The organism is Micromonospora sp. SD12, from assembly GCF_052068495.1.
Taxonomy (GTDB): domain Bacteria; phylum Actinomycetota; class Actinomycetes; order Mycobacteriales; family Micromonosporaceae; genus Micromonospora; species Micromonospora echinofusca.
This window is the reverse complement of sequence record NZ_JBQHDF010000005.1, coordinates 229,658-244,484: the sequence shown is the minus strand read 5'-3', so window position 1 is coordinate 244,484 and position 14,827 is coordinate 229,658. Positions and strand designations below refer to the sequence as shown.

Annotated in this window: 14 protein-coding genes; 4 read left to right on the top strand and 10 right to left on the bottom strand. The window is 72.3% G+C overall.

Annotated elements, in window-relative coordinates:
* Nucleotides 1-4 precede the first annotated feature (4 nt).
* On the bottom strand, nucleotides 5-1,111 hold the full coding sequence (gene dapC, locus ACTMS2_RS13420; RefSeq protein WP_441175782.1) for a succinyldiaminopimelate transaminase: 1,107 nt from the start codon (nucleotides 1,109-1,111) through the stop codon (nucleotides 5-7).
* A complete protein-coding gene (fdxA, locus tag ACTMS2_RS13415) occupies nucleotides 1,108-1,434 on the bottom strand; it encodes a ferredoxin (RefSeq protein WP_091422126.1) in 327 nt (108 codons plus the stop codon). The genes dapC and fdxA overlap by 4 nt, the downstream gene beginning before the upstream one ends.
* Before the next feature lie 79 nt (nucleotides 1,435-1,513).
* Here fdxA and ACTMS2_RS13410 point away from each other — a divergent pair, with 79 nt between their 5' ends.
* Nucleotides 1,514-2,473, top strand: a complete 960-nt coding sequence (locus tag ACTMS2_RS13410) for a GNAT family N-acetyltransferase (RefSeq protein ID WP_441175642.1) — start codon at nucleotides 1,514-1,516, stop codon at nucleotides 2,471-2,473.
* Nucleotides 2,474-2,497: 24 nt separating this feature from the next.
* Here ACTMS2_RS13410 and ACTMS2_RS13405 read toward each other — a convergent pair whose 3' ends face one another.
* From ACTMS2_RS13405 to mshB, 3 genes are all read right to left on the bottom strand, one after another.
* Entirely contained in the window at nucleotides 2,498-2,965 is a 468-nt protein-coding gene (locus ACTMS2_RS13405; protein WP_441175641.1) for a hypothetical protein, read from the bottom strand.
* Between the two features lie 78 nt (nucleotides 2,966-3,043).
* Complete coding sequence (locus ACTMS2_RS13400; protein WP_441175781.1) at nucleotides 3,044-3,481, bottom strand: hypothetical protein; 438 nt, start codon at nucleotides 3,479-3,481, stop codon at nucleotides 3,044-3,046.
* A gap of 17 nt (nucleotides 3,482-3,498) precedes the next feature.
* The gene (gene mshB / locus ACTMS2_RS13395) at nucleotides 3,499-4,425 is read right to left on the bottom strand and encodes an N-acetyl-1-D-myo-inositol-2-amino-2-deoxy-alpha-D-glucopyranoside deacetylase (RefSeq protein ID WP_441175780.1); all 927 of its coding nucleotides are present in this window, start codon (nucleotides 4,423-4,425) and stop codon (nucleotides 3,499-3,501) included.
* Between the two features lie 87 nt (nucleotides 4,426-4,512).
* On the opposite strand from mshB, the gene ACTMS2_RS13390 reads away from it, so the two are divergent.
* On the top strand, nucleotides 4,513-6,654 hold the full coding sequence (locus tag ACTMS2_RS13390) for a prolyl oligopeptidase family serine peptidase (RefSeq protein ID WP_441175640.1): 2,142 nt from the start codon (nucleotides 4,513-4,515) through the stop codon (nucleotides 6,652-6,654).
* A 178-nt stretch (nucleotides 6,655-6,832) separates the two neighbouring features.
* Here the strand turns inward: ACTMS2_RS13390 and ACTMS2_RS13385 are convergent, their stop codons facing one another.
* The 5 genes from ACTMS2_RS13385 to ACTMS2_RS13365 form a co-directional block, all read right to left on the bottom strand.
* A complete protein-coding gene (locus ACTMS2_RS13385) occupies nucleotides 6,833-8,578 on the bottom strand; it encodes an ABC transporter substrate-binding protein (protein ID WP_441175639.1) in 1,746 nt (581 codons plus the stop codon).
* 108 nt (nucleotides 8,579-8,686) lie between these two features.
* Nucleotides 8,687-9,673: an ABC transporter permease gene (locus ACTMS2_RS13380; RefSeq protein WP_441175638.1), complete on the bottom strand. Its 987-nt coding sequence runs from the start codon at nucleotides 9,671-9,673 to the stop codon at nucleotides 8,687-8,689.
* A 12-nt stretch (nucleotides 9,674-9,685) separates the two neighbouring features.
* Nucleotides 9,686-10,687 carry an ABC transporter permease gene (locus ACTMS2_RS13375; protein WP_151455021.1) on the bottom strand — a complete coding sequence of 334 codons (1,002 nt, stop codon included), beginning with the start codon at nucleotides 10,685-10,687 and terminating at the stop codon, nucleotides 9,686-9,688.
* Nucleotides 10,684-11,769 carry an ABC transporter ATP-binding protein gene (locus ACTMS2_RS13370; protein ID WP_441175637.1) on the bottom strand — a complete coding sequence of 362 codons (1,086 nt, stop codon included), beginning with the start codon at nucleotides 11,767-11,769 and terminating at the stop codon, nucleotides 10,684-10,686. Before ACTMS2_RS13370 ends, ACTMS2_RS13375 begins: the two co-directional genes overlap by 4 nt.
* Before the next feature lie 55 nt (nucleotides 11,770-11,824).
* Nucleotides 11,825-12,880 (bottom strand): ABC transporter ATP-binding protein, encoded by a 1,056-nt coding sequence (locus ACTMS2_RS13365; protein WP_441175779.1) that lies wholly within the window; start codon nucleotides 12,878-12,880, stop codon nucleotides 11,825-11,827.
* A gap of 275 nt (nucleotides 12,881-13,155) precedes the next feature.
* Here ACTMS2_RS13365 and ACTMS2_RS13360 point away from each other — a divergent pair, with 275 nt between their 5' ends.
* Both ACTMS2_RS13360 and ACTMS2_RS13355 read left to right on the top strand, forming a co-directional pair.
* Nucleotides 13,156-13,704 (top strand): Uma2 family endonuclease, encoded by a 549-nt coding sequence (locus ACTMS2_RS13360; protein ID WP_441175636.1) that lies wholly within the window; start codon nucleotides 13,156-13,158, stop codon nucleotides 13,702-13,704.
* 304 nt (nucleotides 13,705-14,008) lie between these two features.
* Nucleotides 14,009-14,815 (top strand): hypothetical protein, encoded by an 807-nt coding sequence (locus tag ACTMS2_RS13355; RefSeq protein ID WP_441175635.1) that lies wholly within the window; start codon nucleotides 14,009-14,011, stop codon nucleotides 14,813-14,815.
* Nucleotides 14,816-14,827: the final 12 nt, after the last annotated feature.

Below are 14,827 nucleotides of genomic sequence, written 5' to 3'. Positions count from 1 at the left end.
GCGCTCAGGCGCGCAGCCGGCCGGCGACCGCCGCCACGTGCTCGTCGGACTCGGTCAGCGCCACCCGCACGTGCTGCCGACCGCCCGGACCGTAGAAGACGCCGGCGGCCGCGAGGATGCCCCGCCGGGCCAGCCAGTCGACCGTCTCCCAGCAGTCCTCGCCCCGGGTCAGCCAGAGGTAGAGCCCGGCCTCGGAGTGCTCGACGGTGAAGCCCGCGCCGGTGAACGCGGCGTGCAGGACCTCGCGCCGGGCCCGGTAGCGCTCCCGCTGCTCGTCGGCGTGCCGCCCGTCGCGCAGCGCGGCCACCATCGCCGCCTGCACCGGCGCCGGCACGATCATCCCTGCGTGCTTGCGGACCTTGAGCAGCTCCGCCACCAGCGCCGGGTCGCCCGCCACGAAGCCCGCCCGGTAGCCGGCCAGGTTCGACCGCTTGGAGAGCGAGTGCACGGCCAGCACCCCGTCGTACGAGCCGCCGCAGACCTCGGGCGAGAGCACCGAGACGGGCTCGGCGGACCAGCCCAGCGGCAGGTAGCACTCGTCGCTGGCGACCACCGCGCCGCGCTCCCGGGCCCAGTCGACCACCTTGCGCAGGTGGGCCGCCGGCAGCACCCGGCCCGTCGGGTTGCCGGGCGAGTTGACCCAGACCAGGCGTACGCGTGGGGTGGGGCCGACGGCCGTCAGCGAGTCGGCGCGTACGACGGTGGCACCCGCGAGCCGCACCCCGTCCTCGTACGTCGGGTAGGCGATCGAGGGCACCACGACGACGTCGCCGGGGCCGATCCCGAGCAGGGTCGGCAGCCAGGCGACGAGTTCCTTCGAGCCGATCGTCGGCAGCACGCCGAGGCCGTCGACGCCGGCGCCGCAGGCGCGCGCGACCCAGGCCGCGATCGTCTCGCGCAGCACCGGCGTCCCGGCGGTCAGCGGGTAGCCCGGGGCGTCGGACGCGTCGGCCAGCGCCCGCCGGATCACCTCGGGCACCGGGTCGACCGGCGTACCCATGGAGAGGTTGATCAGACCCTCAGGATGCGCCGCGGCCAGCGCGGCCGCGGCGTCCAAGGTGTCCCAGGTGAACTCCGGCAGCCGCGACGAGACCGGCGCCGGCCGGTTCAGTGGCCCTCGCCGCGCGGCGGCTGCGCGGCGACGAAGGTCGCGTCCTTCTCCACCTTGCCGATCTTCGAGGCGCCACCGGGCGAGCCCAGCTCCTCGAAGAACTCGTAGTTGGCGCCGGTGTAGTCCTTCCACTGCTCCGGCACGTCGTCCTCGTAGAAGATCGCCTCGACCGGGCAGACCGGCTCACAGGCACCACAGTCGACGCACTCGTCGGGGTGGATGTAGAGCATCCGGTTGCCCTCGTAAATGCAGTCGACCGGACATTCCTCGATGCAAGCCTTGTCGAGCACATCCACGCACGGTTCGGCGATGATGTAGGTCACCGGTCTTCTCCTCCGCAAGACACGCCGCGATCACCCGCGACGGTAAGAGCCTAGTATCTCGCCGGGGAGGGGGTCGATCGTGCTCCGACAGCAGGATGTGGGACACCGGATCGTGGTTCGCCGGATCGTGGGCATCCGCGAGGGCCGGCCGCTCTTCTCGGACGCCCTCGGCGAGCTGGTCGAGCTGAGTGAGACCCACCTCACGCTCGCCACCGAGCAGGGCCGGCTGCGGGTCCCGGTGGCCGAGGTGCACCGGGCCAAGCGGGTGCCGCCGGCCCGCCGGCCCACCGCCGCGGCGGTGGTCGAGCTGGAACTGGCCGCCGACGAGGCCTGGCCCGCAGCCGTACGGGGTCGGCTCGGCGACTGGCGGCTGCGCGCCGCCGACGGCTGGACCGGCCGGGCCAACTCGGCGCTGCCCGTGGGCGACCCGGACCGGCCCCTGCCCGCCGCGCTGGACGCGGTGGAGCGCTGGTACGCCGACCTCGGGCAGCCGCCGATGGTCAACACCCCGCTGCCGCTCGCCGCGCCGGTCGGCGCGGAGCTGGACGCCCGCGGCTGGGTCGGCCGGCCGCCCGTACTGGTGCAGACCGTGCCGCTGGCGGGGCTGCCGCCGGCCGCGCCGGAGCACGCCGGGGCGCCGCCGGTCGCGCTGGCCACCGCGCCGTCGGACGACTGGCTCACCGTCGCCGCCGGCCGCAAGGGCGGGCTACCGGACGCCGCCCGGCACGTGCTCACCGCCGTGGACCAGGTCCGCTTCGCCCACGTGTACGCCGACGGCGCGCTGCTGGCCATCGGCCGGGGCACGGTCACCGGGCCGGGACGCTGGCTCGGGCTCAGCCTGATCGAGGTGCTGCCGGAGGCGAGGCGGCAGGGCCTGGCGGGCCGGATCATCCGCGCCCTCGTCGACTGGGGCGCCGCGGCCGGCGCCTCCCGCGCCTTCCTCCAGGTCGAGCAGCGCAACACGCCGGCCGTGGCCCTCTACCGCTCCCTCGGCTTCACCACCCACCACACGTACCTGACCCGCACCCCACCGGCCTGACCCGTCCGGCCACGGCGGGGCGGGTCAGCGGCGGACCACGCGGCGGGGCTTGGTGGCCCGGAGTTCGGCGTAGCGCTTGAGGGACTGGGAGCGGTGGTCCAGGCCGAGCGCCGTGAGCAGCAGGTAGCCGAGCAGCACGCCCACGCCGGCCGCCGCGAGGTAGAGCCAGATCTGGGCGAAGAAGGTGCCGGCGCCCCCGCCGAACGGGTTGTCACCGACCAGCAGCGGCCCCACCAGCACCGTCAGCAGCAGCGCGACCCCGACCGCGGCGGCCAGGTCCGCACCCCAGGCGGCCACCGGCTGACGCCTGCCCCAGACGAAGGCGACCGCGGCCAGGACCAGCCCGATCACCACGAACATCCCCAGCGACACCCGGTCGGCGGCGGCCGTGTCGTCGCCGTCGAAGCCGAACCGGGTGACCAGCCGGGCGACCACGTTGACCGCGAACAGCGCGACCGCGAGAACCGCCGTCCCGCGCCACCGCTCACTCATCGCACGCCTCCCGCCGTACCGCCCGCCCCGGCGGCGGGCCTCCTGGCAGGAATGTCTACCACCGGAACCTGTGCGGCGTCAGTCCCCCGAAGGGACCGGCGGCGGCGCCAGGATCTGCCGGAAACCCATCACCGCGAAGGTCATCGCGCCGGCCACGATCATCGCCAGGCCGACCCAGTTGTCGCCGGAGACCAGCAGGTCCCCCTCGGCGGTGCGGACCGCCGCCACCGCCATCAGGACGAACCAGGGGGTCGCGGGCAGCGCCACCGCCCACCGGCGGCCGACGGCCTCGTGCGCGAACCAGCTCAGCGCGATGTTCGCGCCGATGGCGACCAGCACCGAGACGCCGATCAGTTGGCCGCCGACCCGGAGCGTGGCCAGCAGCAGCTCCAGCACCGCGGTGAGCGTCCCGCCGAGGACGGCGATCAGCCCGCCGGCCACCCGCAGGGCGAGGTCGAGCAGCCGCCGGGACCGCACGGGCGGCGGCGGGGCGGTCTCCTCCGGGGCGGCCGACATCGACGCGACGGGCAGGGTCACCGGAGACCGGCAGCCGCGACCGGGGACCGGTCCGGGCCGTCGGCGACGTCGAGCCCGGCGAAGAGGTCGTCCTCCCAGCCGTACGGGCCGCTGCCCGGCCCCTTCTCCCCCAACGCGAGGGTGTAGTACTCCACGCCCATGAACTCGCTGCCGAAGTTGCCGGCGATCGAGTAGAGCCAGGAGGCGTCGGGGATCTGGGTGGCGTGCGCGCGCATCGCCGCCTCCTTGGCGGCGTGCTGCTCGGTGGCGTCGATCCGGGCGGCGATCTGCGCGTCCGGGGTGCCGAAGGGCAGCTCGGAGATGTCCTGGATGCCGGCGAAGGGGTTGTCGGCCGCCTCGGCGAAGTGGGTCAGGCCGGCCTCCAGCACGCTGAGCGGCATCGCGGTCCAGTAGACCTTCGCCGGGGCGAAGCCCTCCGCGCCGGCCAGCTCGTACGCGCGCATCGCGACCCGGTGCGCCTGGACGTGGTCCGGGTGGCCGTAGAAGCCGTTGTCGTCGTAGGTGACCATGACCTGCGGGCGTACCTCCCGCATGATCTCCACCAGGTGCCCGGCGGCCTCGTCGAGGTCGGCCTGCCAGAAGGCCCGGGGGTGCTCGTTGGTGGCGAGGCCCATCATGCCGGAGTCGCGGTAGCGGCCGGCCCCGCCGAGGAAGCGGTGGTCGGTGACGCCGAGCGCGGCGCAGGCGGCGTTCAGCTCGGCGATCCGCCAGCCCCCGAGCTGGTCGGCCTCGGCTGCGGCGAGCTGGGCCAGCGCCGGTACGTGGATCTCGCCCTCCTCGCCGAGGGTGCAGGTCACCAGGGTGACGTGGGCGCCGGCGGCGGCGTAGTGCGCCATCGTCGAGCCGGTGCCGATGGACTCGTCGTCGGGGTGCGCGTGGACCAGCAGGAGGCGGCGGTCAGGCAGCGTCGTCACGCCGGTCACTCTATCCGGCGGTTCTCCTCCGCCGACCCTGACGCGTCCGCGCAGGTCGGCCACATCACCCCCGGTCACCGCTCTACGATCTGGTCTGTGGACTTTCCGGAGCTGGCTGCCCGCACCCGCCGGTTCAGCCGCGGAGCGCCGCGGGCGGTCACCGTGGCCGACGACGGCTCCCGGGTGGTCTTCCTGCGCTCGGCCGGCCCGGAGGACCCGGCCGACGCCCTCTGGCTGCTCGACGTGGCGACCGGCGAGGAGCGGCTGGTCGCCGACCCGGCGACGCTGCTCGGGGCCGACGCCGATCCCGCCGCGCTGAGCCCGGGCGAGCGCGCGCTGCGCGAGCGGCTGCGGCTGAGCGCCTCCGGCATCGGCTCGTACGCCCTCGACGGCGCCGGGCGGGTGGCGGTCTTCGCGCTGGCCGGGCGGCTGTTCCGCGCCGACCTGGTGCACGGCGACGTGGTCGAGGTGGCCACCGTCGGTCCGGTGCTCGACCCCCGGCCCGACCCCACCGGGCAGCGCCTGGCGTACGTCACCGACGCCGCCGAGGGGGTCCGCCGGGGGCAGCTGCGGGTGGTCGAGCACGACGGCACGGACACGCTGCTGGCCGGCGAGGACTCCGGGGTGACCTGGGGGCTGGCCGAGCACATCGCGGCCGAGGAGTTCCACCGCTTCCGCGGCTACTGGTGGGCGCCGGACGGCCGGTCGGTGCTGGCCGCCCGGGTGGACGAGTCCCGGGTCGAACGCTGGCACCTGCACGACCCGGCCGACCCGGCGAGCCCGCCGACCACGGTCGCGTACCCCCGGGCGGGCAGCGCGAACGCCGAGGTCAGCCTGCACCTGCTGGACCTCGACGACGGCTGGGTCGACGTGCACTGGGACCGGGAGACCTACCCGTACCTGACGGCCGTGCACTGGGCCGAGGGCGGGCCGCTGATCACCGTGCTGCGCCGTTCCCAGCAGCACGGCCTGGTGCTGGCGATCGACCCGCGTACCGGCGAGACCCAGGTGCACGCCGAGCTGGCCGACCCGCGCTGGGTGGAGCCGGTCCCCGGCACCCCGGCGCACCTGCCGGACGGCCGGGTGCTGGTCGGCGGCGAGCTGGCCCACGACGGGTACGACGCCCGCTGCCTCTTCGCCGACGGGACGCTGCTCACCCCGCCGTCGCTCTACGTGCGGCGGGTGGTCGGGCGGCTGCCGGACGGCACCGGCCCGGCCGACCTGCTGGTGGAGGCGAGCGACGGCGAGCCGAGCGAGCGGCACCTGTTCCGGGTGCGCACCACCATCGGCGGCGGCGTGGACGCCCGTCGGATCACCACCGACCCGGGCTGGCACACCGCCGCCGTGGGCGGGGACGTGCTGGTGGTGGGCAGCGCCTCGCTCGACCATCCGGGCACCCGGTGGACGGTGCGGCGCGGCGGGCAGGAGGTGGCCGTGCTGCGCTCGCTCGCCGCCACCCCGCCGTACTCGCCGCTGCCGCTGCTGGAGCGGGTCACCGACCGGCGGCTGCCGACGGCCGTGCTCTACCCGGACAACTACGTCACCGGCCGGCGGCTGCCGGTGCTGCTGGACGTCTACGGCGGGCCGGGGCACCAGGAGGTGCTGGCCGCCCGTGGGGCGTGGCTGGAGCGGCAGTGGTGGGCCGACGCAGGCTTCGCGGTGGTCACCATCGACAACCGCGGTACGCCGGGCGTGGCCCCCTCCTTCGAGAAGGCGATCCACCGCCGGGTGGCCGACGTGGTCCTGCTCGACCAGGTGGACGCGCTCACCGCGCTGGCCGGCAAGCATCCGGACCTCGACCTGGAGCGGGTGGCGGTGCGGGGCTGGTCGTTCGGCGGCTGGCTGGCCGGCCTGGCGGTGCTGCGGCACCCGGAGCTGTTCCGGTGCGGCATCGTCGGCGCACCGGTCACCGACTGGGCGCTGTACGACACCGCCTACACGGAGCGCTACCTGGGCCTGCCGGACGACGGCACGGACATCTACGCGCACCACTCGCTGGTGGAGCTGGCCGGCGAGCCCGTGCCGGCCGGGGAGGCGGCCCGGCCGCTGCTGCTGGTGCACGGCCTGGTCGACGACAACGTGGTGGCCGCGCACACGCTGCGGCTGTCCGCCGCGCTGCTGGCGACCGGCCGGCCGCACTCGGTGCTGCCGCTGACCGGGGCCACCCACATGGCCGCCGGCGGCATCGCCGAACGCCTGCTCAGGCTCGAACTCGACTTCGTCCGCCGCCACCTCTAGCCGCGCCCCGACGTGGCCGTCCCCGCCGCCGCCGGCCGGCTCCCGCCGGGCGGTGGCGCCGCCGAGCAGGTCGCGGGTCGGCGGCCCACAGACACGGCGACCCCCGGCCGACGACGTTGTCGACCGGGGGTCGGTCCGTGCGTGTCACCGCTGGGGTGTCATCGCGGCACGGGCGGTGTCACTGCTTGACGTACGCGTCCACGAAGCTCGGCCAGCCGAAGATGCTGCCGATGAAGACGCCGCCGGCCTTCTCGCCGTGCGCCAGGGAGACCACCTCGACGTAGAGCGGCACCGCCGGCGCCGTCTCCTTCATCAGCCGCTCGTCGATCTTGCTCCACTCGTCGGCCTGCTTGGCCGGGTCGAGCGCGAGGATCCGGTCGAACTCCGCGTTGAGCGCCTCGTTGTTGAGCTGCGAGGTGTTGCTGTTGCCCTCGGCCTTGATGCCACGGCCGTCGAAGAGCACCGGCAGGATCGACGCGCCGCTGGGCCAGTCGGCCGCCCACGAGTCGACCCAGATGTCGTACGGGTTGTCCTTCTTCTTCACCGTGTCGAGGTAGCCGTCCTCGGGGATCGTCTTGATCGTGACGGTGAAGCCGGCCTTCTCCAGCGCGTTCTTGATCTGGGTGGCCCGCTCCTGGGAGCTGGTCACGTCGGAGGTGAGCAGCACCAGGTTCTGCGTCTTGCCGGCGAGCAGCTCCTTGGCCTTCTCCGGGTTGCCGCTGTCGCCGGCCGGGTAGGCGTCGAACTGCTTGTAGCCCAGCGTGGTGGGCGGCAGCAGCGTGGTCATCGGCACGGCACCGTAGGGGCCGCCGAGGTTCTTGGTGATGCTGGTGCGGTCGATCGCGTGGTTGATCGCCTGGCGCACCGACAGGTCGGTGACCCGGGCGGTGTTGATGCTCAGGCGGTACGCGTTCGGCGTGGCCGCGACGATCATCCGCTCCTTGAGCTTGGGGTCGCCGGTGACCTTGGCGATCAGCTCCGAGGGGACACCGCCGGTGGCGACCGCCGCGGCGTCGTTGCCGGTGCCGGCGAGCACCCGGTTGGTCTGGGCGGCCTGGTCCGCGCCGAGCGACCAGACGAACTTGTCCGGGTACTGGTGGCGCACGGCGTCGGTGGCCGGGTCCCAGTGCTCGTTGCGCTCGAGCACGATCTCGACGCCCGGGGTGTGCTTGGTGAACTTGTACGGGCCCGACGAGAACGGCTGGTTGTCCAGGTTGACGCCGGTGTCCTTGTCGGCCGGCAGCGGCGCGGTGGCCGGCAGCGAGACGGCGAACGGCAGGTCACAGCGGGGCTTGTTGAACTCGAAGCGCAGGGTGCGCTCGTCCGGCGTGGCCAGCCCGGGCGGCAGCGAGGTCTTGTTGGCCTTGAAGTCCCACTTGGTGTCGTACTGCGGGCTGTCGACCAGCCACTCCTGGAGGTAGGTCGGGCCGCCGGTGAGGTCCGGGTCGAAGGACCGGGCGATGCCGTACGCGATCTCCTTGCTGGTGATCGGGCGGCCGTCCTCGAACTTCACCCCCTGCTTGACCTTGAACTCCCAGACCTTGCAGTCGTTGTTGACGTTGGTACCGGGGGTCTCGGCGAGGTCACCGACCAGGGTGACGTTGCCCTTGCCGTCGTCCTTGAAGGTGGTGAGGAAGCGGGCGTAGAGCTGGCTTCCCATCAGCCCAGCGAACGAGTAGATCCGCTGCGGGTCCATGTGGGAGATCTTGTTCTCCCGCAGGATGTAGAACGTGCCGCCCTTGGCCGCGCCGGGCACCTCCGGCGCCGGGCCGAGGGAGTCCTTGGGGTCGGTCGCGATGGCGCCGGTGCGCGGCTTGGCGGTGTCCACCCCGCCGGTGTCGTCACCGGTGTTCTCGCTGCACGCACCGAGGGAAACCATCAGTGCGATCGCACCGCCCAGGGCGGTGACGCGTCTTGCTCGCATACTCACTCCTCCGGATCGCCGATGAAGGAAAGCTTCGCTCAGCCTTCAATGACGGTAAATTTCGAGCAGATAACGGGGCTACAACGATCGGCCCCGAGGCCCCGCGGGTCAGCCGAGGCGCACCCGGGGGTCGATGAACGCGTAGAGCAGGTCGACGACCATGTTGGCGACGACCACGAACAGCGCGGCGATCAGCACGGTCGCCATGATGGTCGGCAGGTCCCCCTGGCGGACCGCCTCCACCGCCGTACGCCCCAGCCCCTGGATGCCGAAGGTGGTCTCCGTGATCACCGTGCCGCCGAGCGCCGCGCCCACGTCGAGACCGGCGATGGTGACGATGGGAGTGATCGCCGCGCGCAGCGCGTGCTTGCCGTACACCTGCCGCTTCGGCATGCCCTTGGCCCGCGCCGTGCGGACGTAGTCCTCCGAGAGCGTCTCCAGCATCTGGGCCCGGGACAGTCGGGCGTAGATCGCGGAGAACAGCAGGGCCAGGGTCACCCAGGCCAGCACCAGCCCCCGCGCCCACTCCACGGGATTCTCGAACAGCGACGTGTAGCGGGGCGTGGGCAGGATCTTCAGGGTGTAGACGAAGACCAGCAACAGGACCGCGCCGACGAAGTAGAGCTGGAGCGAGGCGAAGGTCAGGGTGAGGCCGATCGAGATCCGGTCCAGCAGCGAACCGCGTCGCAGGGCCGAGACCATGCCGAGCCCGACGCCGATGGCGAGCCACAGCACCGCTGCGGGCAGGACGATGCTCAACGTCACCGGCAGCACCCGGGCGAAGGTGTCGGTGACCGCCTCGCTGTTGACGTACGAGTAGCCGAGGCAGGGCGCCGTGCACTCGCCGCCCTGCGCGCTGCCCAGGTCGCGGCCGACGAAGATGCCCTTCATGTAGTCGGCGTACTGCTGGACCTTCGGCTCGTTGAGCCCCAGCTCCGTCCGCACCCGCTCCAGACGCTCGGCGTTGCAGTTCTTCGGGCACATGCCGGTCACCGGGTCGGCGGGCAGCGCGAAGAACAGCAGGAAGCTGACCACACTCACCGCGAACAGCACCGAGATCGCCAGCAGCACCCGCTTCAGCAGGAAGCGCAGCATGCGCAGTACCCCTTACCGTGACGACTTCGGGTCGAGCGCGTCACGCAACGCGTCGCCGAAGAGGTTGAACGCCAGCACGAGCGCGAAGATCGTGATGCCGGGGAAGAACACGTAGGCCGGGTCGGTCTGGAGGTAGTCGATGCTCCGGTAGATCATCCGGCCGAAGCTGGGCACCGACTCGGGCAGCCCGACGCCCAGGAAGGACAGCGCCGCCTCGCTGGTCACGTACGACGGCACCAGCAGCGAGAACGACACCAGGATGGGGGCCCAGATGTTCGGCAGCAGCTGCCGGAAGAGCATGTGCCCCAGCCCCGCGCCGCTGGCCTTGGCCGCCTCCACGAACTCGCGTTCGCGCAGCGAGACCACCTGCCCCCGGACCAGCCGGGCGGTGCTGGTCCAGCCGAAGGCGGTGAAGACCACGATCAGCGTGGTGACCGCGAACCAGGTCGGCACCTCGTCGCGCGGACCGTAGAAGCGCAGCGAGAACGTCGGCACCACGGCCAGCGCGAAGATCAGGAACGGCATCGCCAGCGCCACGTCGGTGATCCAGCTGATCACCGCGTCCACCACCCCGCCGAGGTAGCCGGCGAGGATCCCGAGGACCACGCCGATCGTGGTGGTGATCAGGGCCGCGCCGAGCGCGATCAGCAGCGAGGTGCGGATGCCGTAGATCATCCGCATGAAGATGTCCCGGCCCAGGCCGGGCTCCAGGCCGAACCAGTGGTCGCCGCTGATCCCGCCGACGTAGCCCAGCGGCATCCCGGTGCTGTCCAGCAGCTCGCCGAACTGCTCGTTCGGCGTCACCCCGTAGAGCCGCTGGACCAGGGGCGCGCCCACCGCCAGCAGCACGAAGAAGACCAGCACCACGCCGCTCACCAGGGCGGTGCGGTCGCTGCGCAGCCGGCTGCGGACGAGCTGGCCCGGCGAGCGGCCGACCAGCGTCTTCCCCTCGCCGGCGTCGCCGCCGGACTCGATCTCGGCCAGCGCCGTGCCCTCGACCGGGGACAGGCTCACTTCGACACCTCCTCGACGGTCGTGCCGGCCCCGGCCGTCCCGGGGCCCGCCGGCGCCGCGTCGTCACCGGCCGGTCCGGTGGCGGCGCCGACCGGCCCCGTCTCCGGGAAGTGGCAGGCGGTGGCCTGGTCGCCGCCGCGCGGCACCAGCGCCGGCTCCTCGGTGGCACACCGCTCCTGCGCCTTCCAGCACCGGGTGCGGAAGCGGCAACCCGACGGCGGGTCCAGCGGCGTGGGGACGTCCCCGGAGAGCCGGATCCGACCGGCCGCGCCGAGCTGGGTGACGTCGGGGATCGCCGAGAGCAGGGCCCGGGTGTACGGGTGCTGCGGGCGTTCGTAGATGTCGTTCCGGTCGCCGATCTCGACGACCTTGCCGAGGTACATGACGGCGACCCGCTGACAGAAGTGCCGCACCACGGCCAGGTCGTGGGCGATGAAGACGAACGCCAGGCCCAGATCGCGTTGCAGGTCGCGCAGCAGGTTGACCACCTGCGCCTGGATCGACACGTCCAGGGCGGAGACCGGCTCGTCGGCGACGATCAGCTTCGGTTGCAGGGCGAGCGCGCGGGCGATGCCGATGCGCTGCCGCTGGCCGCCCGAGAATTCGTGCGGGTAGCGGTTGTAGTGCTCGGGGTTCAGCCCGACCAGTTCCAGCAGCTCCTGGACCCGCTTCTTCACCCCGCCCGGCGGGTCGATCCCGTTGACCTGCAACGGCATCGCCACGATCCGACCCACCGTGTGCCGGGGGTTCAGCGACGCGTACGGGTCCTGGAAGATGATCTGAAGGTCCTGCCGCAGCGCCCGCAGGTCGCGGCGGCCCACGTGCGTGATGTCCCGCCCGGCGAACTCGATGCTGCCCGCCGTGGGCTCCAGCAGGCGCACCAGCATCCGGCCGGTGGTCGTCTTGCCGCAGCCCGACTCCCCCACCAGGCCGAGCGTCTCGCCCGGGCGCACGTCGAAGTCCAGCCCGTCCACGGCCCGGACCAGCCCGCCGCGCCGCAGGCCGTCGCGCACCGGAAAGTGCTTGGTCAGCCCGCGTACGCGCAGCAGCGGCTCCACCGGCTCCTCGATCTCCACGTTCATCGGGGCCAACCTCCGTTCGCGACTGCGCGACTCCGCTGCGCTACGTTCCTCGCGCTCACCGGGCGACTCCCACGTGGGCGATGTCCTCCGCGTACAGCAGCGTCCGGTCGTCGGCGGAGAGGTGGCAGGCCACCAGGTGGCCGGGCGCGCCGGCGGGGCGCAGCTCGGGTACCTCCGTGCGGGACCGGTCGCCGTTGCGGTCGGCGTAGCGGCAGCGCGGGTGGAAGGCGCAGCCGGACGGCAGGTTGATCAGGCTCGGCGGGTTGCCCCGGATGGGCACCAGGTCCGCGTCCGCGTCGCCGTGCAGCGACGGCACGCTGGAGAGCAGACCCCAGGTGTACGGATGCTGCGGCCGGCGGAGCACCTGCTCGACGCTGCCGTGCTCGACGGCCCGCCCGCCGTACATGACCAGCACCTCGTCCGCGACCTGGCTGACCACGCCGAGGTCGTGGGTGATCAGGATGATCGCGGAGTTGAACTCGGCCTGGAGGTCGGCCAGCAGGTCGAGGATCTGCGCCTGCACCGTCACGTCCAGGGCGGTGGTCGGCTCGTCGGCGATCAGCAGGTCGGGGTCGTTGACCAGCGCCATCGCGATCATCGCCCGCTGGCGCATGCCGCCGGAGAACTCGTGCGGGTACTGGTCGAAGCGGCGGGCCGGCTGCGGGATGCCGACCCGGCCCAGCATGTCGACCGCGCGCTGCCGGGCCTCGCGCTTGCCGGCCTTCGGGTGGTGCACCCGGTACGCCTCGACGATCTGCCGGCCCACCGTGTAGTAGGGGTGCAGGGCGGACAGCGGATCCTGGAAGATCATCGCCATGTCCCGGCCGCGCAGCCGGCGTACCTCCTCGTCCGGCAGGCCGACCAGCTGGCGGCCGCCGACGGAGATCTCCCCGGTGATGCTGGTCCGCTTGGCGCTGTGCAGCCCGAGGATGGCCAGCGAGGTGACGCTCTTGCCCGAGCCGGACTCACCGACGATGCCGAGGGTGCGTCCCCGCGCCACCTCGAACGACACCCCGTCGACGGCGCGCACCACGCCGTCCTCGGTGTCGAAGCGGACCCGCAGGTCGCTCACCCGCAGGTAGGGATCCCCGCCGGAGCGCTGCTCCGGCACGTTGGGGCGGTCCGGTTTCCCGGACGGCGCCGACTCCGACCTGTCCACGACCGCCTCCCTCAGTGACGAAGAGAACTTACAGGAAAGCACTGAGGGTGAAAATAAGCTACATAGCCGGGGGCTGTCAGCGGGCCACAGCGTAACGACTCTGCAACGGGCCCGCACCCCCTCACCTCGGCATTCACCGGTGTTGACCTCCCTCGCCCGGACAGCGGGTGCGACGATGGGCGCGGCAGTCCCGCAAGGATGTCCCCCGGCACGAGGTGGAGGTGACGATGACCGCGGCGGTGTTCGGCCACGACGGCCCGTGGAGCGAAGAGGAGTACCTCGCCCTCGACGAGACGCAGCAGCGCGTCGAACTCTTCGACGGGAGCCTTCACGTGACCCCAGCCCCCACGCCCCGCCACCAGAACGTCTCCGGTGAGCTGCGGGCCGCCCTGCGAGGCCCGACGCGGGAAGCCGGCCTCCGCGTCCTGGAAGCGGTGAACGTCCGGCTCCGGCCGGGGCGCATCCCCGTTCCCGACCTCGTCGTCACGGGCCCGATCGACCTCGACGACCCCTGGATCGAGGCGGCCGACGTGAAGCTGGTCTGCGAGATCATCTCGCCGGGCAACGCGGCCACCGACAAGGTGCTCAAGATGCACTACTACGCGGCGGCCGGCATCGAGTGGTATCTCCTGGTGGAGCAGGAGACGCTGACCGCGCACGTCTACCAGCGGCAGGGCGCCCACTACGTCGAACGGTCGGTGACCAAGGCCGGCGAGGCGCTGGAGCTGACCGAGCCGGTCCGGGCCACGATCCGGCCGGCGGACCTGCTCGCCTGACGGGCCACCGCCCCGGGACGCTGTCGGGTGAGCCGCTCCGGCACCCCGGACAGGCGTCCGGTGAGGTTCTTAACATCCGGACATCGATCATCGTTCAGGGCTTTCCACCGGCCGGGACACACGGGACACTGCCTTGCGCGGACGGCTCGCGAAGATCGGCGTAACGTGTGTCACTTAGCTGCGCCGTATCACCGGCGCGGTCGTTGGTGTGCGCATGACGTGGCAAGCGGGTGCGGGTTCGCCGGTCCGCGTGCCGACCGGAACTTGATCCGCCCGTGAGGGTCCTGTCAGGGAGACGACTCGAATGACATCAACGGCAACGAGGCCGCTGGGGGCGCGGGCGCGCGCCGCCATCGCGGCGAAGACGTTGCGTACCGACCGCTGGTGGCTCGCCCCGCTGATCACCGTGATCGGGCTCAGCGCGTGGGTGGCGTACGCGACGGTCCGGGTCTTCATGCACAAGTGGTACTGGGTCGAGGACTACCACTACCTGACCCCGTTCTACTCCCCCTGCGTGACCGACCGGTGCCTGCCGGAGGCCTCGCACTTCGGCCAGTTCCTGCCCGGCTGGTGGATCATCCCGGACGCGGCGCTGACGCTGCCGTTCCTGCTGCTGTTCCGGCTCACCTGCTACTACTACCGCAAGGCGTACTACCGGTCGTTCTGGCTGTCGCCGCCCGCCTGCGCGGTCCCGGACGGGCACAAGTCCTACAGCGGCGAGACCCGCTTCCCGCTGCTCGGCCAGAACCTGCACCGCTACTTCTTCTACGCCGCCGCGATCATCTCGCTCATCAACACCTGGGACGCCATTCTGGCCTTCCACTCCCCCAGGGGCTTCGGCTTCGGGCTGGGCAACATCATCCTGCTGTTCAACGTGGTGATGCTGTGGGCGTACACGATCTCCTGCCACTCGTGCCGGCACATCATCGGTGGGCGGCTGAAGCACTTCTCCAAGCACCCGGTGCGCTACCGGGCCTGGACCTTCATCTCCGCCCTGAACGTCCGGCACATGCAGCTCGCCTGGATCACCCTCGGCACGCTGGCCCTGACGGACTTCTACGTCATGGCGGTCGCGGCCGGTTGGTTCAACGACCTGCGGTTCATCAACTAGAGGGCCCCTGAC

Bases quoted from the DNA above. Each gene is read 5' to 3' on its own strand.
- ACTMS2_RS13405 (WP_441175641.1), bottom strand. From the start codon at position 2,965: ATGAGTGAGCGGTGGCGCGGGACGGCGGTTCTCGCGGTCGCGCTGTTC.
- ACTMS2_RS13370 (WP_441175637.1), bottom strand. From the start codon at position 11,769: ATGAACGTGGAGATCGAGGAGCCGGTGGAGCCGCTGCTGCGCGTACGC.
- ACTMS2_RS13385 (WP_441175639.1), bottom strand. From the start codon at position 8,578: ATGCGAGCAAGACGCGTCACCGCCCTGGGCGGTGCGATCGCACTGATG.
- ACTMS2_RS13380 (WP_441175638.1), bottom strand. From the start codon at position 9,673: ATGCTGCGCTTCCTGCTGAAGCGGGTGCTGCTGGCGATCTCGGTGCTG.
- ACTMS2_RS13355 (WP_441175635.1), top strand. From the start codon at position 14,009: ATGACATCAACGGCAACGAGGCCGCTGGGGGCGCGGGCGCGCGCCGCC.
- ACTMS2_RS13400 (WP_441175781.1), bottom strand. From the start codon at position 3,481: ATGTCGGCCGCCCCGGAGGAGACCGCCCCGCCGCCGCCCGTGCGGTCC.
- ACTMS2_RS13360 (WP_441175636.1), top strand. From the start codon at position 13,156: ATGACCGCGGCGGTGTTCGGCCACGACGGCCCGTGGAGCGAAGAGGAG.